General features: G+C 64.8%; 29 protein-coding genes. 14 read left to right on the forward strand and 15 right to left on the reverse strand.

Annotated elements, in window-relative coordinates:
• Position 1: 1 nt before the first annotated feature.
• A complete protein-coding gene (locus AB1824_00095) occupies positions 2–766 on the reverse strand; it encodes an SDR family oxidoreductase (protein MEW5763348.1) in 765 nt (254 codons plus the stop codon).
• A gap of 160 nt (positions 767–926) precedes the next feature.
• On the opposite strand from AB1824_00095, the gene AB1824_00100 reads away from it, so the two are divergent.
• The 7 genes from AB1824_00100 to AB1824_00130 all read left to right on the forward strand — a co-directional run bounded on the left by AB1824_00100 (position 927) and on the right by AB1824_00130 (position 7,009).
• The gene (locus tag AB1824_00100; GenBank protein ID MEW5763349.1) at positions 927–1,586 is read left to right on the forward strand and encodes a cytidylate kinase-like family protein; all 660 of its coding nucleotides are present in this window, start codon (positions 927–929) and stop codon (positions 1,584–1,586) included.
• Positions 1,587–1,654: 68 nt separating this feature from the next.
• The gene (locus AB1824_00105; GenBank protein ID MEW5763350.1) at positions 1,655–2,443 is read left to right on the forward strand and encodes an SDR family oxidoreductase; all 789 of its coding nucleotides are present in this window, start codon (positions 1,655–1,657) and stop codon (positions 2,441–2,443) included.
• A gap of 15 nt (positions 2,444–2,458) precedes the next feature.
• Positions 2,459–3,112 (forward strand): O-methyltransferase, encoded by a 654-nt coding sequence (locus AB1824_00110; GenBank protein ID MEW5763351.1) that lies wholly within the window; start codon positions 2,459–2,461, stop codon positions 3,110–3,112.
• A 24-nt stretch (positions 3,113–3,136) separates the two neighbouring features.
• Positions 3,137–4,585, forward strand: coding sequence for a pyridoxal-dependent decarboxylase (locus tag AB1824_00115; GenBank protein MEW5763352.1), 1,449 nt, complete (start codon positions 3,137–3,139; stop codon positions 4,583–4,585).
• A 102-nt stretch (positions 4,586–4,687) separates the two neighbouring features.
• Complete coding sequence (locus AB1824_00120; protein ID MEW5763353.1) at positions 4,688–5,308, forward strand: response regulator; 621 nt, start codon at positions 4,688–4,690, stop codon at positions 5,306–5,308.
• Between the two features lie 91 nt (positions 5,309–5,399).
• Entirely contained in the window at positions 5,400–6,389 is a 990-nt protein-coding gene (locus tag AB1824_00125) for a bifunctional oligoribonuclease/PAP phosphatase NrnA (protein MEW5763354.1), read from the forward strand.
• Entirely contained in the window at positions 6,386–7,009 is a 624-nt protein-coding gene (locus AB1824_00130; protein ID MEW5763355.1) for a hypothetical protein, read from the forward strand. Before AB1824_00125 ends, AB1824_00130 begins: the two co-directional genes overlap by 4 nt.
• A 1,181-nt stretch (positions 7,010–8,190) precedes the next feature.
• Here AB1824_00130 and AB1824_00135 read toward each other — a convergent pair.
• From AB1824_00135 to AB1824_00185, 11 genes are all read right to left on the reverse strand, one after another.
• Positions 8,191–8,418, reverse strand: a complete 228-nt coding sequence (locus AB1824_00135) for a hypothetical protein (GenBank protein ID MEW5763356.1) — start codon at positions 8,416–8,418, stop codon at positions 8,191–8,193.
• A 171-nt stretch (positions 8,419–8,589) separates the two neighbouring features.
• Positions 8,590–8,808 carry a zinc ribbon domain-containing protein gene (locus AB1824_00140; protein ID MEW5763357.1) on the reverse strand — a complete coding sequence of 73 codons (219 nt, stop codon included), beginning with the start codon at positions 8,806–8,808 and terminating at the stop codon, positions 8,590–8,592.
• Between the two features lie 34 nt (positions 8,809–8,842).
• On the reverse strand, positions 8,843–9,169 hold the full coding sequence (trxA, locus tag AB1824_00145) for a thioredoxin (protein ID MEW5763358.1): 327 nt from the start codon (positions 9,167–9,169) through the stop codon (positions 8,843–8,845).
• Positions 9,170–9,319: 150 nt separating this feature from the next.
• Complete coding sequence (locus AB1824_00150) at positions 9,320–9,505, reverse strand: DUF2892 domain-containing protein (GenBank protein ID MEW5763359.1); 186 nt, start codon at positions 9,503–9,505, stop codon at positions 9,320–9,322.
• A gap of 59 nt (positions 9,506–9,564) precedes the next feature.
• A complete protein-coding gene (locus AB1824_00155) occupies positions 9,565–10,791 on the reverse strand; it encodes a cysteine desulfurase (protein ID MEW5763360.1) in 1,227 nt (408 codons plus the stop codon).
• A gap of 32 nt (positions 10,792–10,823) precedes the next feature.
• A complete protein-coding gene (locus AB1824_00160) occupies positions 10,824–11,141 on the reverse strand; it encodes a Rieske 2Fe-2S domain-containing protein (GenBank protein ID MEW5763361.1) in 318 nt (105 codons plus the stop codon).
• Between the two features lie 54 nt (positions 11,142–11,195).
• Positions 11,196–11,627: a Fe-S cluster assembly sulfur transfer protein SufU gene (sufU, locus tag AB1824_00165; protein MEW5763362.1), complete on the reverse strand. Its 432-nt coding sequence runs from the start codon at positions 11,625–11,627 to the stop codon at positions 11,196–11,198.
• A complete protein-coding gene (locus AB1824_00170; protein ID MEW5763363.1) occupies positions 11,624–12,814 on the reverse strand; it encodes a SufD family Fe-S cluster assembly protein in 1,191 nt (396 codons plus the stop codon). The genes sufU and AB1824_00170 overlap by 4 nt, the downstream gene beginning before the upstream one ends.
• The gene (sufB, locus tag AB1824_00175; GenBank protein MEW5763364.1) at positions 12,811–14,217 is read right to left on the reverse strand and encodes a Fe-S cluster assembly protein SufB; all 1,407 of its coding nucleotides are present in this window, start codon (positions 14,215–14,217) and stop codon (positions 12,811–12,813) included. The genes AB1824_00170 and sufB overlap by 4 nt, the downstream gene beginning before the upstream one ends.
• 22 nt (positions 14,218–14,239) lie before the next feature.
• Positions 14,240–15,028: a Fe-S cluster assembly ATPase SufC gene (sufC, locus tag AB1824_00180; protein ID MEW5763365.1), complete on the reverse strand. Its 789-nt coding sequence runs from the start codon at positions 15,026–15,028 to the stop codon at positions 14,240–14,242.
• The gene (locus tag AB1824_00185; protein ID MEW5763366.1) at positions 15,009–15,476 is read right to left on the reverse strand and encodes an Rrf2 family transcriptional regulator; all 468 of its coding nucleotides are present in this window, start codon (positions 15,474–15,476) and stop codon (positions 15,009–15,011) included. Before AB1824_00185 ends, sufC begins: the two co-directional genes overlap by 20 nt.
• Before the next feature lie 143 nt (positions 15,477–15,619).
• Between AB1824_00185 and AB1824_00190 the strand changes: the two genes are divergently transcribed.
• Positions 15,620–17,185 (forward strand): ChaN family lipoprotein, encoded by a 1,566-nt coding sequence (locus tag AB1824_00190; GenBank protein MEW5763367.1) that lies wholly within the window; start codon positions 15,620–15,622, stop codon positions 17,183–17,185.
• Here AB1824_00190 and AB1824_00195 read toward each other — a convergent pair.
• The 3 genes from AB1824_00195 to AB1824_00205 are packed head-to-tail and all read right to left on the reverse strand — an operon-like array spanning position 17,166 to position 19,255.
• Positions 17,166–18,173 (reverse strand): GTPase domain-containing protein, encoded by a 1,008-nt coding sequence (locus AB1824_00195; GenBank protein MEW5763368.1) that lies wholly within the window; start codon positions 18,171–18,173, stop codon positions 17,166–17,168. The genes AB1824_00190 and AB1824_00195 overlap by 20 nt on opposite strands.
• Before the next feature lie 21 nt (positions 18,174–18,194).
• Positions 18,195–18,542, reverse strand: coding sequence for an STAS domain-containing protein (locus tag AB1824_00200; protein MEW5763369.1), 348 nt, complete (start codon positions 18,540–18,542; stop codon positions 18,195–18,197).
• Positions 18,539–19,255 carry a hypothetical protein gene (locus AB1824_00205; GenBank protein ID MEW5763370.1) on the reverse strand — a complete coding sequence of 239 codons (717 nt, stop codon included), beginning with the start codon at positions 19,253–19,255 and terminating at the stop codon, positions 18,539–18,541. Before AB1824_00205 ends, AB1824_00200 begins: the two co-directional genes overlap by 4 nt.
• 105 nt (positions 19,256–19,360) lie before the next feature.
• Here AB1824_00205 and hflX point away from each other — a divergent pair, with 105 nt between their 5' ends.
• From hflX to tatA, 6 genes are all read left to right on the forward strand, one after another.
• A complete protein-coding gene (gene hflX / locus AB1824_00210; protein MEW5763371.1) occupies positions 19,361–20,620 on the forward strand; it encodes a GTPase HflX in 1,260 nt (419 codons plus the stop codon).
• Between the two features lie 89 nt (positions 20,621–20,709).
• On the forward strand, positions 20,710–21,327 hold the full coding sequence (locus AB1824_00215; GenBank protein ID MEW5763372.1) for a DUF47 domain-containing protein: 618 nt from the start codon (positions 20,710–20,712) through the stop codon (positions 21,325–21,327).
• Positions 21,320–22,315: an inorganic phosphate transporter gene (locus AB1824_00220; GenBank protein ID MEW5763373.1), complete on the forward strand. Its 996-nt coding sequence runs from the start codon at positions 21,320–21,322 to the stop codon at positions 22,313–22,315. Before AB1824_00215 ends, AB1824_00220 begins: the two co-directional genes overlap by 8 nt.
• A gap of 170 nt (positions 22,316–22,485) precedes the next feature.
• Positions 22,486–23,154, forward strand: coding sequence for a phosphoribosylglycinamide formyltransferase (gene purN / locus AB1824_00225; GenBank protein MEW5763374.1), 669 nt, complete (start codon positions 22,486–22,488; stop codon positions 23,152–23,154).
• Positions 23,151–24,377, forward strand: a complete 1,227-nt coding sequence (gene tyrS / locus AB1824_00230) for a tyrosine--tRNA ligase (protein MEW5763375.1) — start codon at positions 23,151–23,153, stop codon at positions 24,375–24,377. The genes purN and tyrS overlap by 4 nt, the downstream gene beginning before the upstream one ends.
• 9 nt (positions 24,378–24,386) lie before the next feature.
• Positions 24,387–24,671 carry a twin-arginine translocase TatA/TatE family subunit gene (tatA, locus tag AB1824_00235; protein MEW5763376.1) on the forward strand — a complete coding sequence of 95 codons (285 nt, stop codon included), beginning with the start codon at positions 24,387–24,389 and terminating at the stop codon, positions 24,669–24,671.
• Positions 24,672–24,947 lie beyond the last annotated feature (276 nt).

A 24,947-nucleotide genomic window follows, 5' to 3' on the forward strand; every position in this document is an offset into this window, starting at 1 on the left:
CTTACGGTTCTCGGTGGACCAGCATGGCCGAAGACTGGGCCGTGGGCATCACGACCAGTTCCGTGATGTCCACGTGTTGCGGCCTGGAGGCCACCCAAACGACGATTTCGGCGATGTCTTCCGGCGTGAGCGGCTTGAGGCCCTGGTAGACCTTGGCGGCGCGCTCCCGATCTCCTCGAAAGCGGACCGTCGAGAAGTCCGTCTCCACCATTCCGGGGTCCACCGTGGAAACCCGCACGGGGGTGCCGAGGAGGTCCACCTTCATGGCCCTCGAAAGGGCCTTTACGGCGAACTTCGTGGCGCAGTATACGTTCCCGCCCGGGTATACCTCCCGGCCGGCCACGGATCCGATCTGGATGACGTGTCCGCCTCCCCGCGCCACCATTCCGGGGAGGATCGCGCGGGTCACGTACAAGAGCCCCTTGAGGTTGGTATCCACCATCTCGTCCCACTCGTCGGGGGAGCCCTCATGGAGTCGGTCAAGCCCCCTTCCCAGGCCGGCGTTGTTGACCAGGACGTCCACCTCCGACCACCCGGGGGGAAGGCCGCCCAGTACGGCCTGCACCCGGACTTTGTCCCGCACGTCCAGAGCGAGGGCGAGGGTGGGGGTTCCGTGCTCCCGGAGCAACTCGGCGGCGAGGTCTCGAAGGCGATCCTCGCGCCGGGCCGTCAGGATGACCCGCGCCCCCACGCGTGCGAACGCCCTCGCGCACGCCGCTCCGATGCCCGCGCTCGCGCCCGTCACCACGACGATTCGGTCCTTCATGGATCGCGCCCTCCTTCATTCCCGTCCGCGGGACGGAGGCGCAGTATAAATCCGCCTCGAGCGAATCGAAAGGCCGACGTGTCATCCGGCGCGTGGCGGACTATATTCCTCTCAGATTCCGGGGGCGCAGGAAAGGTGGAGACGCGCCGGGAGGCGGACCATGAGCGAGGCCGGTCGTTCCTATTTGGTCGTCACCCTGGCCCGCCAGATGGGGGCTGGCGGGAGCTTCGTCGGCCGAAGGTTGGCTATGCGCCTGGGCTGCCGGTACCTGGACCGGGAGATCCTCCTCGAAGCCGCGCGGCGGCTCAAGCGGGACCCGGAGGCCCTCGAGTGCTTCGACGAGCGACACCTCACGTTTTGGGAGCGCACCCGCATGGCCTATGCATTCGGGACACCCGAATCTCCTTACGCCCCGCCGCCCGTCACCCTGGACGACATGAACCTTTTTGATACGGAACGCGAGATCATGCGGGAGGCCGCCGCCCGTGGTCCGGTTGTGATCGTCGGCAGAGCCGGCTTCGCAGTTCTCAAAGGGCAGCCCGGACTGCTGACGGTCTTTCTCCACGCCCCCCTCGCCCACCGCATCCGTCGCATCCAGAAGATCTACCACCTCGCCAGCGCCGACGAGGCGCGCGATCTCATTCTGCAGTCCGACCGGGATCGAGAGCGCTTCATCCGGGCGGCGGCCGGTCTCCCGTGGCTGGACCTCACCCAGTACCACCTGTCCTTGGATACGGGACGCCTGGGCACGGGGGCGGCCATCGAAATCGTGTATCAGGCGGCCATGGAGGTGGCCAGGGGGTTGGCGCCTCCTGCCTGATCGGGCACGTCCCTTCTCGCGCTCACTTACGGACTGCGATACGATGGAGCCTCCATCCGGGAGGCGGCATGGACCTTCATAAGTACGGACCCTGGGCGGTCGTCACGGGAGCTTCGGCTGGCCTGGGCGAGCAGTTCGCGCTCCAGCTCGCCGAACAGGGAATGAACCTCTTCCTCACGGCGCGGCGAGAGGATCGCCTGGTATCCCTCGCGCGGACCCTCCGCGACTCCACGGGCGTTCAGGTCAAGATCCTCCCCCTGGACCTGGCGGCCCCTGGGGCGCCCGAGGCCCTGGACCGGGCCACCGAGGACCTGGACGTGGGGCTTCTGGTGAACAACGCGGGGTTCGGCGCCATGGGGCGATTCCTGGACCAGGACCTCGAACGCCTGACAGAGATGATCCGGCTCAACTGCCTGACCGTCACCGAACTGGCGCACCGGTTCGGCCGACGGCTCCGGGCCAGGGGCAGGGGAGGCATGATCGTGGTGGCTTCCCTGGCCGGATTCCAGGCCACGCCCTACATGGCCCTGTACGGGGCTACGAAGGGCTTCGATCTCCTGCTCGGCGAAGCCCTCCACCACGAGTGGAAGGATTCGAAGGTGGATGTCCTGGTGTTGAATCCGGGCTCCACTCGCACGGAATTTGGGTCCGTGTCCGGGTCCGCGGGCGGAGGGTATTCCATGAAGGCGCCAGGCGTTGTGGCGGCGGCCTTGCGCTCCCTGGGCCGGAAGGCCTCCATCGTCACGGGCGCCCACAACAAGGCCGTGGCCCTGCTGGGGCGTGCCCTTCCGAGGAGAACCATCGTCCGCCTCGGAGCGTGGACCCTCAAGCGGATGACTCCGCCCGAGCGGCGCTGACGGAGGACCGGCGGAATGGCCGACGACCGGTCCCGCGCGGGCGTCTCGTACCTCACGGACGAGATCCTGAATTACGTCTCGAGTTTGCACGCCCCCCACGACGAGGCCCTGGAGAGGGCCTTCTCCACTCCGGAGCGCGAAGGGCTCCCCTCCATCCATGTGGCCCCGTCGGAGGGGCGGCTGATTCATCTCCTCCTGAGGCTCGTGGGCGCCTCCAAGGTCGTGGAGGTGGGCACCCTGGCCGGCTACTCCGCCATATGGATGGCCAGAGCGCTCCCACCCGGCGGCCGCCTATGGTCTGTGGAGGTGTCCGGCCGCCACGCGCGGGCCGCCCGGGCGAACCTCGAGGCCGCCGGCCTCTCGGACCGGGTCACGGTCCTTCAGGGGGAGGCCCTGAGCGTCCTGCCCAAGCTGGAGAGCCACGGGCCCTTCGACGCCGTCTTTCTGGATGCCGACAAGGGGAACTACGCCGCCTATGGAGCCTGGGCGGCCGCGCACATCCGGCCGGGCGGGCTCCTCATCGCCGACAACGCCTTCTTCTTCGGCCGGCTGATGGAGGCCGGTGGGGAGGCGGAATCCGTTCGCCGCCTCCATGAGGAAAGCCGTCAGCGGTTTGATACCGTCTGCATCGGTACAGGGGACGGGCTCCTGGTGGGTGTTCGCCGTTGAGCCCTCTCCGGGGAAGGTTCGCTGATGAAAGAGCCAAGAGATCTTCACATGACGGCGGAAGAGTTTCGAAGGCACGGCCATGCCCTCGTGGATTGGGTGGCGGACTACTGGGACCGCGTGGAGACGCTCCCCGTCCTGTCCCAGGTTAGCCCCGGCGAGATCCGGCGGCGTCTCCCCGCCCACCCTCCTTCACTGGGTGAGGACTTCGAGTCGGTTCTCTCGGACCTGGACTCCATCATCCTTCCAGGGATCACCCACTGGCAGTCGCCGAACTTCTTCGCCTATTTCCCGGCCAACACCTCCGGGCCCTCCGTCCTCGGAGAACTGGTATCGGCTGGATTGGGCGTCCAGGGGATGCTCTGGTCCACGAGCCCTGCCTGCACCGAACTGGAAACCCATGTCTTGGACTGGATGGCCGAGATGACCGGCCTGCCCGAGACGTTCCGGTCCACCGGAGCGGGCGGGGGAGTCCTTCAGGACTCGGCCTCCAGCGCCGCCCTCTGCGCCATGGTCGCGGCTAGGGAGAAGGCCACCGGCGGCGCCTCCAATCGATCGGGGTGCGACGGCCGCCTGACGGCCTACGCGTCAACGGAGGCGCACTCGTCCCTGCACAAGGCGGCCGGGATCGCGGGCATCGGAAGGGAGAACCACCGGCTTCTTCCCACCGATGGTGCGCTGAGGCTGGATCCCTGCGCCCTTCGGGAGGCCGTACGCGCGGACCGTGCGGCCGGCCTGCGGCCCTTCTTTGTCACGGCGACGGTGGGAACCACCTCCACCAACGCCATGGATCCCCTGGCCGCCGTGGGCGAGGTGTGCCGATCGGAGGGCCTGTGGCTCCACGTGGATGGGGCCATGTCGGGATCGGCGGCCATCTGCCCCGAGTTCCGGATCCACCTCCAGGGGATCGAATACGCCGACAGTTACTGCTTCAACCCCCACAAATGGCTCTTCACGAACTTCGACTGCGACTGCTTCTTCGTCGCCGACCGGGCGGCTCTGATCCACTCGCTGTCGATCCTGCCCGAATACCTCCGCAATCAGGCCACGGAATCCGGGGCGGTCCTCGATTACCGGGACTGGCAGGTACCCCTGGGGCGCAGATTTCGGGCGCTGAAGCTATGGTTCGTCATCCGCCACTACGGTGTGGAGGGTCTGCGAACCCTGGTACGCCACCACGTGGACCTGGCCCGCCGCTTCGCCGGCTGGGTACGGGAGTCGGAGGATTTCGAGCTCGTCGTGGAGCCCCCCCTGAACCTCGTCTGCTTCCGCCACCGCGGAGGGGACGAGGCCAACCAGGCCATCCTGGATCGAGTCAACGGGGAAGGGAGTCTGTACCTGACGCACACGAAGGTGGGCGGCGCCCTCACGCTCCGCCTGAGCGTCGGGCAGACCCGCACCGAACTCCGGCACGTCGAATCGGCGTGGGCCGCCATCCGGGAGGCGGGTCGCGCCATCCGCCGGCCGCGAGGGTGAAGCGCTGGGGGCTTGCCCTGGAGGCGCCGGTGAAGTAGATTCGCATCAGCGGCAACGAGGCTCAAACCCATCGGTCCCGGGCGGGGCAAGAAAAGAGGGCCCTTGGACGACTACACCGTCAATTGCGCCACGTGCAGCAATCCCTTCAACGCCCTGGAGAGCGCCTGGTGTTCGTGCGTGGTGGCTTCCCGCTCCCTCATCTGTCCCCACTGCCTCCGGTGCTTCTGCAAAGCGCCGCGTCCCTACAAGCAGGCCTTCTGGTCCAGGGCCCCCCAGGAGCTGTGGAAACGCCGTCTCGCCGTCCTTTCCGAGGAGACGACGCCCGTCCAGAAGCCCAGGTCCGGAAACGACCTGCACCCCCTGGTACTCGTCGTGGAAGACGACCCCGAGGTCCGACGCATGGCCGTCATGGCCGTGGAGCGGCTCGGCTACAATGTCATCATGGGTCGAAACGGACTCGAGGGCCTCGAACTGGCCAAGTCCTTCAAGCCCGACCTCGTCATCACGGACGCGCTCATGCCCAAGATGGATGGCCGCGAAATGGCCCGGCGGCTCAAGGATGACCCCGAGACGCGCCACATTCGGGTGGCCGTGATGACGAGCATTTACACAGCCGCCAAGTACCGCGTGGAGGCGCTCAAGGTCTTCCACGTGGACGATTACCTGCTCAAGCCCCTCGAATTATCGGAACTGCAGGCGCTCCTGACCCGGCACATCGGTTAGCAGGCTCCTCTCATCCCGACTCTGAATGGCCCGTCCACCTTGTGAAGGAAGGAACTCTCGGGTATCCTGATGCGTCACCCGAGGAGCCCGCATGCACCGTTTCGCCGGCGAGGTCGACCTGCTCAGAAGCCACCGGAAGTTCGTCCTGACCACCCACATCTCCTCCGACGGCGACGGGGTGGGAAGCGAGCTCGCTCTCGCCCGCGGACTCTGGTCCCTGGGGTGCGACGTCGCCGTCATCAACCCGACGCCCCTCCCTGCCAATCTCCACTTTCTCCTTCGGCACCCAAAGGAGATCCGGATCCTGAAGGACCTGCGCGATCCGGAACGCTACTTTGCGGGGGCCCTCACCGTCGTGCTCGACATGGGCGCCTTCGACCGATTGGGCGGCATGCTGAACCTGGCTCGCGGGAGCGACGGAATCCTCGTCGTGGATCATCACCGGATGGAGCGCGTGGAGGGGGTTCGCTACCTCCTCGATCCGAACGCCTGCGCGACGGGGGAGGTCACGGCCAGGATCCTGGAGGACCTGGGGATACCCCTGACCCGCGACCTGGCCGAGCCTCTGTACGTGGCCATCCACACGGATACGGGGGGCTTTCGGTACCCGGGCGTGACTCCCGGAACCCATCGGCTCGTGGCGGCGCTTCTGGAGGCCGGCGTGGATCCGCAGCGCGTCTACACGGAGCTCTATGAACGGATGAGCGCCCTTCGCCTCCGCCTGACCGGGGAGATTCTCAGCACGCTACGGGTCTCGCCCAAGGGCCGCGTGGCGTGGATCCAGGTCACGCAACAAATGCTTCGGGAGACGGGCGCATCCTTCGAGGACGCGGACGACCTCGTGAACTACACCCTCCTCATCGACGGCGTCTCCGCCGGTTTCTACTTCAAGGAGCTGGGCCCCTCGTCCACCAAGGTGTCCTGCCGCTCTCGAGGGGCCTTTCCCATCGATCGATTCGTCTCCCGCTGGGGAGGGGGAGGCCACCCCAACGCCGCCGGCGTCCGCCTCGACCTCCCCTTGCAGGAGGCCGTGGACGCCCTGGTTCCGGCGGCTCTCCAGGCCCTCGAGGAGGGCGCATGAAGCGCCGCGTGGGCGTCCTTCTCGCCGGGTGCGGCGCCCTGGACGGGACCGACCCGTTCGAAACCGTCTTCGTCTTCGAGGCCATAGAGGATTTGGGTCATGAGGCCGTTCCCGTGGTGGCTGACCTGACTCAGATGCACGTGGTGGACCACACCTCCGGGGATGAACTCATGGGCCAATCCCGCAGGCTAGCCCAGGAATCCGCCCGCCTCGCGATCGGCAAGGTGTATTTCCTCAAAGACCTGGCCCCAACGCTTCTCGACGCCCTCGTGATTCCGGGCGGTCAGGGCGCCGTCAAGAACCTCCTTTCGAATTTCGGGGCTCCCGAACCCCCCCGCGTGCCCCCCGAGGTCGGCGATTTCATCCGGTCCCTCCACGCCGGAGGAGGCGCCGTAGGCGCCCTTTCCCTCGGCGAGTTCGTGCTGAACGCCCTCTTTGAGCCGGACCCCGAACGGCCCGGCTGTCTGGAACTCGAATCCGGCGCTGTCTGGTCCGATCCGGATCGCCGGCTGGCCCTCGCGCCAGGGCACCTGATCCCGTCTTCTCTCGCGGACCTTCGACGCGGCGTCCGGGCCCTGGTGGCCCTCCTCCTCCAGATGGCCGAGGCCGCCCGTCCTTGAGTGTTTCCAGGCGCCCAACCGCACAATAACATTACATTGCAGACTGTTCTAGAGCGATTCTTTACGTTCGCTCTCAAGGAAGAGTGGGGGGCGATCGGAGGTCGCCTCAGGGCCTCAAGTCGTCGGCCGGAAGGCCGGTTGGGTGCGCCCGGCCCGCGTTCTTGCCACCCCACGCCCACGGGTGGAAACCCGAGCGGCTTGGAGGAGTGACATCCAGTCTTCGTTCCGCCCTCCCAACCGGACGCGAGACGCGGCCTCAAGTGACGATTCTCCTGATTCCATAGCTCGTTTTATCGTAGCAATTCATGTGTAGGGTTGCATTCGCCTCGTTGGAAGTGGGGATCCTCCTGGATGAATCGGTCCCCGGGGAGGGTCACACTGTCGGAGTTGTAAGGTCATGTGGTGTATGAAATATGTACATGTAGTGCATTGGCATGTAATGGTATTCACGAAAGCGTGGTCCAGCCTAGCCACGGCGGCCGTCCTTTTGCCCGCCCCCCTCAAGTTCAAGGGACGACGAAGGCGTCCTGTTCACAAGATCGGCGTACGCTCCCAATACCAGGCCCGGGCCGAGGGCCGAGAGGTCGGGTGCAAGCAGTCAGGGCGGAGCTGGGCGGAGGAGAGGAGACGGCGCCGGCGAATTTGACTGGATTCCAATGGGCAGGAAAGCGGGCTAGGGGATAGGTTGGGAACGGCACTCCTCCAGGCGCAGGACGCTCGAGGCATCCTCCGAAGGATGCCGCAGGCCAAGGCCCGTGTCCGCCGGGGCGAGTTCGACACACTCCACGACGTCCGCGGCCGAGGTCGCCCCCTGCCTACGTGGCTCCAAAAAGGTCTGCACCAAGCCGGCGTGCTCTGCGGATGCTCCGTGAAGACGCAGGAATTCCCAGGCGATACAAAAAAGCAGCTCGGCACGACCCGCCTCGTCCGCGGGGAAGTCGACGCTCGCAACCATCAGGCGATCCAAAGGTTCCACCTCGCTCCCGCAACCGCACGAACGATCCGGCGGTCCCTGCTGGGCAACCGCGCGCCGGTACGCATCCAAGGACGCAGTGTGTAGGGTACTCGACGGAGGCCCGCCGTGGCAAGAATGTCTCAGTTGCTCCCAGCGGCCCTACACTCTGCGCCAATATTTAACATAATATATCTTATCAGACGTAATGACCCTCCCGGGAGCGGGTTCAGCCCTTCCCCGTGCTGGCCTCATCGTCCCGCGGCTCGGCCTCTCGGAGGGCTCCGGTGCGCGGCTCGTCGCCGGCGACGGCTTCGATCCCATCATCGATCACATCCGGAGCGCCCTGGAGGTCCGCCCACTCCTGCCATTCGTCCGTGGACCGCGGGACGGTCAAGATTCCATGGCGGCTGGCTTCCCGTGCGCCCGTCTCCTTGCGGATCGGTGTCCTGGTCATGGCTCGCCTCCTTTGTGTGCCCCGCTCTTTGGTCTTCTAGGCTCTTATATAGGGCGCGAGCCCTCCGCGGGCAAGCCGAGCGCCCCTAAAAAGCAACGAGGGAATCCGCCAGGGATTCCCTCGTTTCGTCTGCCATCCGGAGGGCGCTCACGGCGCCCGATTTCACCCTGCTCAGCGGAAGCCCCCAGCCCCGCAAGCGGCAGCCTTTCCGGGAGATCCGCAGGGCACTCCGCCGGAGGCGGCCACGCCCACGGACCCCGGCGCGGAAATGAGCTTCTCGGGTTCAGGGTTCGCGCAGCTGGGGCACGGAGGCTTCGGTGCCTCACGATTGAATACGATCTTCTCGAACGTTATTCCGCATTGCTTGCAGTGATACTCGAAGATAGGCATCGCAAGCACCTTCCTGTGTGAGAGAATCGCCTTCTCAGACGGACTTCTCCAGAAGCCCCTTCAGTGCGGCCTTGGACAGTGCGCCCACGTGCTGTTGCGCCACCTGTCCCCCTTTGAAGATCAGCAGGGACGGGATGGCCATGATCCCGTACCGTGCGGCGGTCATCTGGTTATCGTCCACGTTGAGCTTGGTGAACTTCACCTTATCCGACATTTCACGCGAGAGCTCCTCCACCACTGGAGCCACCATTCGGCAAGGGCCGCACCAGGGCGCCCAGAAATCCACCAGGACCGGCATGGCCGAATCCAGGACCTCTTGTTGAAAATTCGCATCCCCCACTTCAATCACGTTTCCGGCCATCCGCGGACCTCCTTGTTCTCTCCTGGGGACCGGACCCGGCCCCACACGATGTGGACATTCAGGTGCTTACGCCCATTTTCGGCAACAGGTAACGGTTCAGCAAGAACCACCCGCCGAGAAGGATCCCAAAAAGAAGCAGCTCTTTTCCGCTCAATTCAGCCCCGCCTTCCGAAGAACCCACACCATGGGGCACCAGTTTGTAAAGGATGATTGGAGCAGGTTGAGTCCCACGAAAGCCGTGAAGGCATAAAATCCGGGGTGGACCAGAAACCCCAGAACCACCGAAAGCACCACGAAAAACCCGCCAATTCCACGAAGTACCCGATCGACCGTCATCGCGCGTCCCCTTTCCAGGCTACAAGAGATGCGGGTTGTGGGCAAGGGTAACAAGGTGCCTAGCCGACCCGGCCGAAGAGTTTACGAATCTCACCGATGGCCTCGACGAGCCGGTCCACCTCCTCACGGGTGTTGTACAGGTACAAAGAGGCGCGGAGGGTATTGTCCATGCCGAGGAAGGCCATGAGCGGCTGGGCGCAGTGGTGGCCGGAGCGGACGGCGATGCCGTACCGGTCCAGCAGATTGGCGGCGTCGTGCGGGTGGGCCTCGGGAAGGTTGAAGGAAAAGACGGCCAGATGATTCCCCTGCCGGTGGCCGTAGAGGAGAAGGCCATCAATTTCCTGCAGGCGGGACAAGGCATAGTCTCCCAAATCTTTCTCATATGAGTAAACCTTATCCATGCCCAGAGCCGAGAGGTAGTCCACGGCGGCACCGAGGCCGACGCCCTCGGCGACGGCGCTGGTACCCGCCTCGTACTTCCAGGGAAGTTCGTTCCAGGTGGACCCTTCGGGCGTCACGGTGGCGATCATATCCCCGCCTGTCAGGAACGGGGGCATGTCGTGAAGAAGCGCCTTCCGCGCATACAAGAAGCCGATGCCCGTAGGTCCGAGCATCTTGTGGCCCGAGGCCACGAAGAAGTCGCAGTCCAGGGCCTGCACATCAATGGGCATGTGGGGTACGGACTGGGCTCCGTCCAGAAGAAACAGGGCCCCCGCTTCCCGGGCCATGGATCGGATTTCGTCCACGGGGTTGATGACGCCCAGAACGTTGCTGGCGTGAACCACGCCGACGAGGCGCGTTCTGGGCGTGATGAGGCGGCGGGCGGCTTCCAGATCCAGGACGCCTTCCGGCGTGACGGGGATGAACTTCAGTGTGACGCCCAGGCGGTCCCGCACCATCTGCCAGGGAACGATGTTGCTGTGGTGCTCCATCAGCGAGACCACCACCTCGTCCCCGGGCCGGAGTGTCCCCTGCCCCCACGCCATGGCCACCAGGTTCAAGGCCTCGGTGGCGTTCCGCACGAAGACGATCTCCCGCCAGGACTTGGCGTGAATGAAGCGGGCCACCTTCTTGTGGGCCTCTTCGTAGGCCACGGTGGACTCGTAGCCGAGGGTGTGGATCGCCCTGTGGATGTTGGCGTTGGACTCATAGAAAAAGCGCGACATGGCTTCCACGACCTGGCGCGGACGCTGGGTGGTGGCCGCGTTGTCGAAGTAGACCAGGGGCCGGTCGTGAATGCGCCGCTCCAGGATGGGAAAGTCGCGCCGCACGGCGTTCACGTTCAAGGCGTTTCCCGAGGGAAGGGCTTGGGCCGTGTTCACGGCTTACCTCCTAGGCGGACGTACACCCAACCGTCCTCTACCCGAGTGGGGAAAACGGGGACGGGATCCACGGCGGGCATGGACACCGCCTCACCCGTCCGCAGGTCGAAGCGGGCCCCGTGGTGCGGACACACCCAGGTGCCCCCTTCCCGGGCCCCCCCTTCCAGTTCCATGTCCTGATGGCTGCAGAGGTACCCGATCGCGAAGACCTGCTGGCCGTCGCGGACCAAAAGGATTTCTTCCTCTCCCGCGAGGGCGTAGCCCCCTTCCGGCGGGATTGCTTCCAACTCCATGACCTTCACCCACTCCGCCATGAAACGCTCCCTGAAATCGTGTCCGGGTTCTGAGGCGCGCCCTGGATGCGGCGCTCAATCGTCCTCGTCCTCGCTCCCCGCCGCGTGCCCGTAGACGCCCACCTTGAGGACCTTTAAAGCCAGGAGGGCGCACTTGAGGCGCATGGGACCGATGGGAATCCCGATGTTCTCCAGCATCTCTTCCCGGGTCATGGCGCGGATGCGCTCCACCGGTTCACCCTTCACCATGTCGGTCAGGATGGAGGCGGCCGCCTGGCTGATGATGCAGCCCTTGCCGTGGAACTTGATTTCTTTAACGATATCTCCCTCTATTTTCAGGGACATTTCGATCTGGTCCCCGCACGAGGGGTTCCCCTCCGAATGGGAGACCGTCGCCCCCTCCACCGTCCCGAAGTTGTGGGGATGGCGATAGTGGTCCAGGAGGACGTCCATCATGAGGGGATCCACGTCCAGTAACTCGTTGGGATTGGCCGGTTTTTCCATCATCCGAGGCCCACCCTCCTCTCCAGGATCTCGTCCAGCACTTCCCGGGCCCAGGGATAGGGACTGCGCTCAAAGAGACTCTCCAGAAAGCCCACCACGAGAATTCGGCGGGCCGCCACGGGATCCAGGCCGCGGCTCTGGAGGTAAAAGATCTGCTCTTCGTCCACCTGCCCCACGCTCGCCGCGTGGGCGGCCTTCACCTCCAGGGCCTTGATCTCGAGTCCCGGAATGGAATCGGCGTGGGCCTGGGGCGAGAGGAGAAGAACGTGGTCCGACAGGACGGCCTCCGAATGGTGGGCCTCCTTCTCCATGAGGATGTTGCCCGTGAACACCGTGCGCGAGGCTTCGGTCCCGACGGCCCGGACCGCCACGTCGCTCCGTCCGTGGTGGGAGGCGAGCCGCACCTGGCTGTCCAGGTCCAAATGCGAAACGCCCGCGCCGAAGGAGAGGTGGCTCTCGGTCCAGGAGCCGCCGGCCTCGGAAAGGTCGCTCTGGAGCCGGACCACGGTCCACTTGCCGCCCATCCAGGCGGAGAAGAACTCCACTTCGGCATTCCGCCCCACCTGGACGGAGCCCGACAGATAGTGGTGAACGTTTCCGCCTTCTTGGAGAAGGAAAACCTTCAGCCGGGCGCCCGGCCCGACGCGGCCGGCGAGGTGGCTCAGGCGGAAGGACGGCTCCCCAGAATCCGGTCTCCAGTGGACCACCAACCCCGCCTCCGCCCCCTCCTCCACGTCGAAGAGGAGAGGCTCCAGGACCAGGCCCCCCGGGTTTCCGAGGGTCAGGACAGCAGGCCCGGCCGCTCCCCCGATACGGGGAAAACGAACCAAGGCTCCCTCCTGCCATCCCGCCAGCAGCAGGTGGTCCCAGGGGCCCCTCGGGGAGGCCAGCTCGTCGAGGATCTCCGGCCGCTTACGGACGGCGTCGGCCAGGGATGCAACGCGCGGGTCTTCCTGTGCCCCCCCGACGGGAAGGGAGGCGGGCTCGAAGCGCGCGGGCCTCTGAGGAAGGGAGGCCCAGTCCAGGCGCAGGCGCGAGTACTTTCCGAAGGCCGGCAGCCCCTGGGCAAAAGCCCTGGCGTGCTCGTTCCGCCGGTCCAAGATTCCCCCGGCGGTTCCGGCGGAACCGACCAGCCTGGCCAGCGCCTCCGTTCCGCCCGCCCAATCCCCTCTCTTGGGCGCGCCGCTCATCCGACGGATCCTTCCATCTCGAGCTGGATCAGCCTGTTGAGTTCGATGGCGTACTCCATCGGGAGCTCCTTGGCGAAGGGGGCGATGAATCCCTGCACGATCATGGCCATGGCATCGGACTCGGAGAGACCCCGGGACATCAGATAGAAGATCTGGTCGTCGCTGATCTTGCCCACCGTGGCCTCGTGGGCGATGGTGACCCTATCCTCGCCGATCTCCATGGTCGGATAGGTATCCGATCGGCTTTCCTCGTTGAGCATGAGGGCGTCGCATTTCACGCTGGCCTTTACACCCACGGCGCCCTTGGCGACTTTGAGCAGGCCCCGGTAGCTCGTCCGCCCCGATCCCCGGCTGATGGATTTGCTGGTGATCGTCGAGGAGGTGTTGGGGGCCTTGTGGATGATCTTGGCGCCCGCGTCCTGGTGCTGGCCGTCGGCGGCGAAGGCCACGGAGAGGATGTTGCCGGTGGCGCCCTCTCCGACCAGGTAGATGGAGGGATACTTCATGGTGAGTTTGGAGCCCATGTTCCCGTCCACCCACTCCATGGTGGCCCCCTCGTGGGCGATGGACCGCTGGGTCACCAGGTTGTAGATATTGTGCGCCCAGTTCTGAATCGTGGTGTAGCGCATCTGCGCGTTCCGGTGCACGAAGATCTCGATGACCCCCGTGTGGAGCGACTTGGAGCTGTACTGAGGGGCGGTGCATCCCTCGATGTAGTGCAGTCGGGCCCCTTCGTCGGCGATGATGATGGTCCTCTCGAACTGGCCCATGTTCTGGGAGTTGATGCGAAAGTAGGCCTGGAGAGGCACGTCGAGTTGAACGCCCTTGGGCACGTAGATAAAGGACCCGCCGGACCAGCAGGCCGTGTTGAGCGCCGCGAACTTGTTATCCTCCGGGGGAACCAGGGTCGCGAAGTACTGTCGGAAAAGCTCCGGGTGCTCGCGAAGGCCCGACTCCGTATCCAGGAAGATCACGCCCTTCTTGGCCAAATCCTCCTGGATCGAGTGGTAGACCATCTCGGACTCGTATTGCGCGCCCACGCCGGCCAGGAACTTCTTTTCCGCTTCGGGAATCCCGAGCCGGTCGAAGGTCTTCCGGATGTTTTCCGGAACGTCCTCCCAGGCGTCCTCCCGCTTGTCGGTTGGCTTGATGTAGTAGGTGTACGCGTCGAAATCCATGTCCGACAGGTCACCGCCCCAGGCGGGCATGGGTTTCCTGAGAAACACGTCGAAGGCGTGGAGGCGGATGTCGGTCATCCACTTGGGCTCGTTCTTGTGCCGGGAGATGTCGAGGACCGTCTCCCGCGTCAGGCCCTTGGCGGACCGGTAGACCGCCACCTCCGGGTCCCGGAAATCGAAGCGCCCCTGGTCCAGATCCAGCGCGCTCTGTGCTCTTTCGTTCATCGGACCCTCCTTGAGAGGGAACTCAGTTGGCGTTGTACTCCTTGAGGATCCAGTCGTATCCCTTCTGCTCCAGTTCCCGGGCGAGTTCGATGCCCCTGGAACACAGAACCCGGCCGCCGGCCATCACGTGGACGCGGTCCGGATTCAGGTAGTCCAGAATCCGGGGATAGTGGGTGATGATGAGGGCTGAAAACTCCGGCCCCTTCATTCCATTGATGGCCTGGGCGACCACTTTCGTGGAGTCGATGTCCAGGCCCGAATCGATCTCGTCCATGATGACCATCCGCGGGTTCAGGAGCTGCATTTGGGAAATCTCCAGGCGTTTCTTCTCCCCTCCCGAGGCCCCCACGTTCAGATGGCGCTGGGCGAACTCGGGGGACATCTTCAGCCCCTCCAAGGAAGCCGTCATCCTCTTCCGGAAGGCCACCACGGCCTTCGGATCCTTCTTCGGCGGGCCGCCGTTGTTTCCGACATCCTGCTGTCTGGCCTGGTGGGCGTTCCAGAGGAAGTGGGCGAAGGTGACCCCCGGGACCTCCACGGGATGCTGGTAAGCCAGGAAAAGGCCGTTCCTGGACCGCTCGTGGACCTTCATGGTCAGGAGTGAATCCCCGAAGAGATACACCTCGCCGCCCAGAACGGTGTACCGGGGATGGCCCATGAGCGTGTGGGCCAGGGTGCTCTTTCCGCTTCCGTTGGGCCCCATGATGACGTGGACCTCCCCCTTGGGGATGGCCAGGTTGAGCCCCTTCAGAATCTCCTTGTCTTCGACCGCGGCGCGCAGGTCGCGCACCTCAAGCGCCAGCTCGGGCATATCGCCCCTCCTCTGGAGATACGGGATCGGATCCGTTCGAATGGGGGGAATCGGTGACGAGGTCGCGGAGGGTCGTCTCGACGAAAATGTCCTCCACGGCCTTTCGAAGACGCGTCCATACGGCGGCCTGGGCGCACTTCGTCAAGAAGGCGCAATCCTTGGCCCCGTCCATGCACGCCACAAGGCGCATCCGGCCTTCCATGGCCTCGTACACCATCATCAGCGTGATTTCGTTTGGAGGAAGCCGAAGACGGTACCCTCCTTCTCGGCCGAGTGTGGAGGAGACCAGGCCGGCCCGAACCAGATTGCGCATGACCTTGGCCAGGTACGAGAGGGGCACCTTCTGGCTCAGGGAGATGGCTCGTAGTTCGGCCGAGGCTCCCTCGGGAAGCCGGCCCAGGTGAACGAGGCTCCGTACGGCGTAATCGAAGCCCTTGCTCAACTGCATGGTGCCCGCCTCCTTTGTGGAGTAAATGACTCCACATTTAAGTCATAAAGGTACCACTTCACTCAAGGCCCTGTCAACTCTTCCTCCCTGGAGCAGGAAGAAGGGGTGTGGTACACTTCATGAACAACCCGGGGAGGGGTTTTATGCGTTATCAGACCTCGGGGTATCGATTCACCCGGTACCTTCTCACCTCCATCAAGCGCCGCATCCGGGAGGTGATTGGCCCGGAAGACGATGAGATCCAGGACTACTACGCCCATTACAAACGAGAGCTGAAGACCGCCCGGGCTACGCCCATCGAGCGGCAGGAATTCGTCTCCCAGGCCGGACGCCGTTGGGTAACCCTCGTGGGAGATTTCCACACGCTGGAGCACGCGCAGAAGAGCTACGTGCATCTTCTGGAAGACCTCTCCCTCCGCAAGACGCGCCCCATCCTCGCCCTGGAAATGGCCCATGCCCATCAGGACGTCCCGCTCCTGCGCTTCACGAGAGGGGCCCTCGAAGAAACGGACTTTCTAGAGAGCATCCGGTACTTCGAGAATTGGGGCTTCAATTTTCATCACTACCGCCCGATCTTCGAGCACGCCCGGAAGCACCGCCTGGCCATCCACGGGCTCAACAAGGACGGTTCCCTTTCGGAGCGGGACCGGTTCATGGCCTACCGGATCCGCCACCTTTGCGCACGCTACCCCGATCAGCCTCTGCTCGTGCTCGTGGGCGATCTGCACCTGGCCTCCCCCCACCTCCCCCGCGCCCTGGCCGCCCTGGGCATCGCGCCTCTCGTGCTCCTCCAAAACAGCGAGTCCATTTACATGCGGAGGCTGAAGCGCAACCAGGAACCCACCGGCTGGTTCTCCCTCGGCCGGGACCGGTTTCTTTTCAACAACACTCCTCCCACGGTCAAAATGCAGACGTATCTCACCTGGCTGGAGCATGGGGGGGAGGCGCTTCTCGCGTTGTACGGCTTTTGCAGCGCGGGGGTGGACCCGGACGGCGAGGTCGAACTTGCGGATACGGTTCAAAGATACATCCGAGCCCTCCACGACCTCTTCGGTTTGCGCAACAAACCCGATGATGATTATCAGGTATTCACGTTCAAGTCCCTTGAGTTCTTGAATGATTCATACTTCAGAAGGCCGCCCGGACTGTACTTCGCTCGGCTGGTCCGGGAGGGGTACTCCATCTATACCCCGAAGGGGCAGACCATCTACGTCCCCATGATGGACCTGAACCGCACCGTGGAAGAGGCGATGCACTACCTCATGCGGTGTGAACTGGCCACGGGGCAATCGCTTCGCGACTTCCTGGACCGGGTCCACTATTTCGCGTGCGGATTCCTGGCCTCGCGCCTCATCAATCCCAACCGCCACACCCCTTCCTGGGACGAGATGCGCGACCGCCTTGCCAAGATCCGGGCCGCCGCGAGCGGCAAGCAGAAGAAGAAGCTCGCAGGCCAGGAGGCGGCCTACGAATCCGCCCTGCGATTCTGGGAAATCCGGAAGCGATCGGGGCGCTGGTCTCGGGAGGAAATCGAACCGATCCTGAAATCGGATTTGGAGACGGTCTTCGCCGTATCCAGGCAGGTGGGCTACTCGGTGGGGGCCGCCCTGTACGAGGCCTACGACCGGGGGGACTTGTCCGGGGCGAACCTGCGGCGCTACGCCTTTCAGCAGCGGGACCCGTTTTTCCTCACGGACCGGGACGCCTGAGGGGCTCCAGGACCAGCCGCAGGAGGTACGCCTCCCCACCGATTTCCACAGCAAGCGTGAGAGGCTCCCCGACCACCAAACGGACGCCGGAAGGAACGCCTGGGGCCTTTTCTGGCTCGTTCTTTCCGAGAGCGGGCGGAGCCTCGAAACCCGGCGGCTCCAGGACCTCCTCCAGTTCGACCGCTTCGCCGGCGGGAGGCAGATCCCCCCAGCCCCCGTCCACGAGCGGGGAGGCCTCACCTTTCTCGTCCACGAAGAGGATCTCGGCCGAATCCTCCCGCCTCTCCGCAGGAGGAAGCGCGAGCGCCAGGGGATCCGTCGCGTCCGCTTCGGCAAGCAGCTCGGGGCTGTCGGGGAACAGCATGTCCGCCGCCGGAAGGACCTGCTGGATGTAGGACTCCATGGGGCGGGAGAACAGCCGCCTGAGCACGAGCGCGCACACCGCTTTGAAGGTGTCCTCGACGCCCACGCCCTCCTTCGCGACGGCCTCGAAAAACGGCCGGTTGTCCGGGTTCAGGTCTCGGTCCATTTCCTCCAGCGAGAGGAGGTCCTTGAGATCGCGCTTGTTGTACTGGAGGACGCAGGGCACTTCGGCGGGGTCCAGGCCGTGCGAGGCGAGGTGTTCTTCCAATTGACGCCTGGACTGGAGATTGGCCTCGGCCATGCTCCGCTGGCTGTCGGCCACGAAGACGATGCCGTCGGCGCCGCGGATGACCTTCCTGCGCGTCTCTTCGTAGAAGACCTGCCCCGGAACGGTATAGAGCTGGAGCCGGACGCGCACCTCCTTCACCTTCCCGATTTCCAGCGGGAGGAAATCGAAGAACAGAGTGCGGTCCGCTTCGCTGGGGACGCTGATGAGCCGCCCGCGGCTCCCCTCCTCCAGGTTTTCGTAGAGGTAGTTCAGGTTGGAGGTCTTGCCGCTGAGTCCCGGACCGCAATAGACGATTTTTACCGTGAGTTCACGGAGGGAAGGATCGTAGAGCGCCATCTCAGGCCCCCGGCACGACGGTCAGCTCAACGCTTCTTCCAGGGCCTGCTCTTCGGAGGCGTAGGCCTTGAAAACCTCGTTCAGGCGCGTGAGTTCAAGCAGTTTGACGATCGTCTGGCTGGGCCTCACGAGTTTGAGGCGCTTGCCCGTGTCCGCGAAACGCGTGAGATACCCCACCAGCTCCCCCAGCCCGGTGGAGTCCATGTAGTTGATGTTCTCCATGTTGAGGACCACGCACTCCACGGAGGGTTCGGCGAGCAGGCGCGCCAGTTCGTCGCTCAGGTGCTCGGCCGATTCCCCCAGGCTGATCTCCCCCGTGATGTCCAGAATGATGACGCTGTTGTCCAGCGCCTTCTTGACGATCTTCATGACCCCCCTTCCTCCCCGGGTCGTTCCAGGGCGAACGCTCCCGTCAGCGGCTGCCCGGAGGTAACGTCGTAACTGTACCACGATCCCTTCACCGATTGGCGATCCCGAGAGAGCGTCCCTTCGAGGCGGCCCATCCGACCGTACCGGGCGTCGATTCGCTCGAGGACGAGGATGTTGTTCACAAAGGTCCCCTGCACGCTTCCCGCCTGCCCGTTCTCGAAGCGGTAGTCGCCCGTGACCAGGGTCCCGTTCTGTGTGAGGATCACGTCTCCCTTGATCCCCATGGGGAGCATGGAAAGGGCCCAGCGGCCGTCCAGGACCTGCAGGTCCTCCTGAAGCTCGGCGCGTGTGCGCTCGGCTTCCTGCCTCATCAGGGCCATCTCGTTGTACCATCCCGCGATCTGCCGCAGGACCAGGTACCGCTCTCTCTCGGCCATCTCCCGCTTTTCGGCATTCTTCAGAAGCGCCTGGGCCTGATCGGCGCCCCGAGAATCGGGGTTCTGGAGGACCTGTGAATCGGCCGTCGTCCACTCCTGGATCTGCGTCTCGATCTCGGCCAGCCGGGCCCATGACTGGGTCACCAAGGCGCGCTTTTCCGCCAGGAGAATTTCCAGCGTGATGAGGCGCGCCCGCCGGGCGTCCCGCGCCGCGTCCGCGGTAAGGGCCGCGATCCAGGCAAAAGACGCCGCGACCGCCACGACCACCGAAGCCATCCGTCGGTATCTCATACGGGGAACTTACCACGCGCCGCCTTGGGGTACAAGGGCGCGGCGGCCAGGCGCTCCCTGTGCTAAGGTGGAGCGGGAGGCGGCGAGGCAATGGCCCGAGAGCGCGTGGTCCTGGTGGGGGTGGCGCTTCCGTCCGTTCCCCTGAACCGGGTGGAAGAGCACCTCGATGAACTCGCGGCCCTCGTGGACACGGCGGGCGGAACGGTCGTTCTTCGGGTCGCCCAGGATCGCGATCGCCTCGACCCGGCCACCTGCATCGGCAAGGGGAAGGTGGAGGAACTCGCCCAGCGGTGCAAGGAAGACGCTTTGGATCTCGTCGTCTTCGATGACGACCTGACGCCGGCTCAGGCCAGGAATCTGGAGAAGGCTTTGGGGACCCGGATCACGGACAGGACGGGGGTGATCCTGGACATCTTCGCCCGGCGGGCGCGCACCCGGGAGGCCATGACCCAGGTGGAGCTGGCCCAGTACACCTATCTCCTGCCCCGGCTCACCCGCGCGTGGACCCACCTGTCCCGGCAGGCCGGCGGCATCGGGACTCGGGGCGTCGGGGAGACCCAGCTCGAAACGGACCGGCGGGTCATACGAACCCGCATCCGCCACCTCAAGGGCGAGCTGGAGCGCATCGCCTCCCACCGCCGAACCCAGCGACGGCGGCGCCGGCGCTCCCTGGAAGCGGCCCTCGTCGGATACACCAACGTTGGCAAGTCCTCGCTCATGAACCGGCTCGCTTCCGCGGACGTGGTCGTGGAGAACCGCCTCTTCTCCACCCTGGATACCACGTATCGGAGCCTGCACCTGGAAGGGTTCACCCAGGAGATTCTGCTGTCCGACACGGTGGGGCTCGTTCGGAAGCTGCCCCACCATCTCGTGGCCTCCTTCCGTTCGACCCTCGAGCAGGCCGCTCAGGCGGATCTGCTCCTCCACGTTGTGGACGTGAGCCACCCCAGCTTCGAGGAGCAGGCGCGCACGGCCCTCTCCGTCCTGGCCGACTTGAACCTCGGGGAGATTCCCACCCTCACGCTGTTCAACAAGACCGACCGCGCCCCCCGCCCCGTTCTCGAGCGGGCGGCTTCCCTTTTCCCCGACTCCATCCCCGTTTCGGCCCTCACCGGCGAGGGGTTGGAAGAACTGAAGGCCCGGATGGCCCGCGCCTTCACGGAGATCCTCGGGGGGGCGGTTCTCCTGATTCCCCACGAGGCCTGGCCGGGCGCCCAGGCCGCCCTCGCGAGCGCCCGGATCCTCCGCACCACGTACCGTCCCGAGGGCGTCCAGGTGACGGTTCAGGCCTCGGAAGGGGACCTCAAGGCCCTTCAGGCGGCCCTCGGAGCCGATGTTTCGAGGGTTTGACGGCCGGGTGTCGTTCTGGTAAAATTCGGCCTTACTTACCGGTCGGGGGCCGTCTCCCGGTCACGCCGCACAGTTTGGGAAGGGGAACCATGCGATTCAGCCTCGTGCCCCGCGAAGAGCGCTTCTTCGACATGTTCGACGAGTCCGCCAAGGTCGTCCTCAAAGGCGCGCGCCAATTCCACGACCTCCTCGAGGACTACACGGACGTCGAGACCAAGACCCGGGCCATCAAGGCGGTGGAACTGGAGGGAGACCATCAGACCCACCGCATCATCGAGGCCCTGAACCGCTCCTTTGTGACCCCCATCGACCGGGAAGACATCCACGCCCTCACTTCGGGCCTCGACGACATTCTCGATTACACCGAGGCCATCGCCATCCGGCTCCAGCTCTTCAAGATCAAGGAGATCACCCCGGAAATGAAGCAGTTCGGGGAACTCATCCTGAAGGCATCGGAGCAGATCGCCGAGGCCGTTCACAACCTCCGGCGGCTGGACCACCTCTGGTCCTTCTGCAAGGAGATCAAGCGCCTGGAGAACCTGGGGGACGATATCAGCCGGAAGGCCATCAGCCGGCTCTTCGAGGACGGCATGGACCCCATCGAACTCATCAAGCTCAAGGAAATCTACGGCCGTCTGGAATCGACCATGGACCGGTGCGAGGACATCGCCAACATCATCGAAACCATCGTCGTGAAAAATGGCTAGCTCGCTCTGGCTGGTCGGCGTGGTGGTCGTCGCCGCACTGATCTTCGATTACATCAACGGGTTCCACGACACCGCAAACGCCATCGCTACGACCGTCTTGACGGGGGCCCTCTCCATTCCCCGCGCCATCCTCCTGGCGGCGGGGCTGAACTTTCTCGGGGCTCTCCTCAGCAAGTCCGTCGCCACGACCATCGGAAAAGGGATCGTAGATCCCCACGCGGTGACGACCTCGGCGGTCCTCGCCGGCCTGCTCGGCGCCATCGGGTGGAACCTGTACACGTGGTGGAAGGGGCTCCCCTCCTCCTCGTCCCACGCCCTCATCGGGGGAATCATCGGGGCCGTCGTGGCCCAGAACGGCTTCTCGGTCTTTCATCTCTCGGGCCTCAAACTGGTGGGTCTGGCGCTTCTCCTCTCCCCCCTGCTCGGGTTTGTCGTGGGAACCCTCTTCATGACCAGCCTCCTCTGGGCCTTCCGGAGGGCCCAGCCGGGGCGGCTCAACCGTTATTTCAAGGTCTTCCAGGTGGTTTCGGCCTCGTCCATGGCGCTCTCCCACGGCTCCAACGACGCGCAAAAGACCATGGGCATCATCACGATGGCCCTGGCCAGCGGGGGCCTCCTACCCGATTTCCACGTTCCCATGTGGGTGGTTCTGGCTTGCGGGGCCGCCATGGCGCTCGGCACGGCCGCGGGCGGCTGGCGCATCATCAAGACGGTGGGGCGCAAGGTCATGACCCTTCAGCCCATCCACGGGTTCGCCGCGGAGACCTCCGGCGCGGCAGTCATCTTCCTCGCCTCGGGCCTCGGAGCCCCGGTTTCCACGACCCACGTGATCTCCTCCTCCATCATGGGCGTCGGCTCGTGCCAGTCCCTTAAAGGGGTCCGCTGGAACGTGGTCAAGCAGATCGTCGGGGCCTGGCTCCTCACTCTGCCCGCCTCGGCTCTGGTCGCCGGGCTTCTCAGCCTCCTCTTCAGCCTCATCTCGGACTAAGGCCTCCTGTGGCGCGCCCGGCGCCGGACCTCCCAGGAGCCCGATGCCCCTCGGGGGCCCGGCTTCGCAACTCGCCCGATCCCCTGCCGTCTCGGAGGTGCGAAACGCGAGTGGTGCCGGGCCCCCGGCATGGTATACTCGCCCACCGGAGTGGGCGACTTGCCGGGGAGGTGCCTTTGAAGAACGTCGCGATTCTCATTTCAGGCAGGGGATCCAACATGGTCGCTCTTCTGGACGCGATGGACGGAGGAGACTTTCCCGCCCGTTGTGTCCTGGTGGTGTCCAATCTCGCGGAGGCCCGCGGGCTTGCCGTCGCGGCCGCGAGGGGCATCCCCACGGCGGTCCTTTCCCACAAGGACTACCCCAGCCGAGAGGAGCACGACGGCGCGATCCTCATGAGGCTCCTGGAGCACCAGGTGGATCTGGTCTGTCTGGCCGGATACATGCGCGTGCTCTCCCCCGTTCTGATCCACGCCTTTCGGAACCGGATCCTGAACATCCACCCCGCGCTGTTGCCGGCCTTTCCCGGCCTGCACGTCCAGAAGGCCGCCCTCGACCACGGGGTTCGGTTCTCGGGCTGCACCGTTCATTTGGTGGACGAGAAGGTGGATCACGGTCCCATCCTCCTCCAGGCCGTGGTCCCGATCCTGCCCGGCGACGATGAGGCGTCTCTGTCGAACCGCATCCTTGCCTACGAGCACCGGCTGTATCCCGCGGCTCTCCGCTTGATTTGCGAGGACAAGTGCCTCGTGGAAGGCCGGACCGTGAGACTTCTCCTCGCCGCGGACGAATACCGAACCCTCCTCAGAGATCTGGTGGACACCGGGAGCGGCCGATGAGCATGACCGTGGACCAGGCCCTCGCCTACCTTTCCAAGGGCGCCGTGGACCTCGTGGACCCGTCCCTTCTTCGCAAGAAGCTCGAGCGATCCGAGAAAACCGGACAACCCCTGGTTGTAAAGGCCGGGTTCGACCCATCGGCCCCCGACCTTCACCTGGGCCACACCGTCGTCATCCGCAAGATGAAGCACTTCCAGGACCTCGGCCATACGGTGGTCTTCGTCATTGGGGACTTCACCGGCATGATCGGCGACCCTACGGGCAAGAAGGCCACCCGGCCCCAGCTCACGCGCGAGGAAGTCGAGTCCAACGCGCAGACCTACCGGAGGCAGGTGTTCAAGATCCTGGACCGGGAACAGACCTCCATCCGATTCAACTCCGAGTGGCTCTCGCAACTGGGCGCGGAGGGTTTCATCCGCCTGGCCGGCCGGTACACGGTGGCGCGGATGCTGGAGCGGGACGACTTTAAAAAGCGGTTCAAGACCGAGCAGCCCATTCACATCCACGAGCTGCTCTACCCGCTCGCCCAGGCCTACGACTCCGTCGCCCTCAAGGCCGACGTGGAGCTCGGGGGCACGGACCAGCTCTTCAACCTGCTGGTGGGGCGCGACATCCAGCGGGAGTACGGCCAGGAAGAACAGGTGGTCCTCACCCTGCCCCTCCTGGAGGGCACCGACGGCGTGGAGAAGATGTCCAAGTCGCTCGGCAACTACATCGGCATCAACGAAAGCCCCGAGAACATTTACGGCAAGGTCATGAGCATCTCGGACGAGATGATGTGGCGCTACTACCTCCTGTGCACCGACATGGCTCCCCAGGAGGTGGAGGGCCTGAAGAAGCAGGTCGCCGCGGGAGACCTTCACCCCATGCAGGCGAAGCGGGACCTGGCGTCCACCCTGGTGGGGTACTACCACGGCCCCAAGGCCGCCGCCTTGGCGGCGGAGCACTTCACGCGGGTCTTTTCCAGGCGGGAAGCACCGGAGACCCTTCAGGAGGTCAGGGTCCCTCCTTCTCCCCAACCTGTTCCCTTTGCCCGGCTTCTGGCCGACCTGGGGATCGTCTCTTCTGCGAGCGAGGCCCGCCGCTTGATGGTTCAGGGGGGAGTCACGGTGGACGGAGAAAAGGTGACCGACCCAAAAGCCAACTTCGACGCCACACAAAAAGGGTGCTATGTTGTGAAAGTGGGGAAGCTGATCCGACGCCGCCTGATCGTCGAGGAGTGAGGAGAAGCCATGAATCCGACGTTGGCCCTGGGTCTTTTCGGAACGCTGGGTCCCACCGAACTCATTGTCATTCTTCTGATCCTCGTCCTCATTTTCGGGGCCACGAAGCTTCCCCAGCTGGGGTCCGCCCTCGGCAAGACGATCCGCGGCTTCAAGAACGAGATGAAGGAGGGCCTGGGGGAGAACGGAAAGGACGTTCAGCCCTCCTCGGACCGGTTCTGCGGTAAGTGCGGCGCCCCGGTGGAGGATGCCCAGGCGCGCTTCTGCCCCAAATGCGGGGCCGGTCTATCCTGATCGGAACGTGATCGCCGGTCGCTCGCGCGGGACTTTTCCACAGCTCATTCACAGCACTTTCACAGCTTCGCCGTGACCCGAGGCTACGGGGACCGCCTCCGAGCGACCGAAAGCTACCCACTATTTAGTGGTGGCTGTCACCTGACATACCACATACGGGAACGCTGGCCCCTCTCCCGCGCCGCGGCGTGTGTCCCCTGGGTTCATCCTGCTGGACCCCTCGGGACGCCCGTTGAACCCGGCGCCTGAGCGATCTCTTTCCATACAACGCCCTTT

The organism is Acidobacteriota bacterium (assembly GCA_040752915.1).
Classification (GTDB): domain Bacteria; phylum Acidobacteriota; class UBA4820; order UBA4820; family DSQY01; genus JBFLVU01.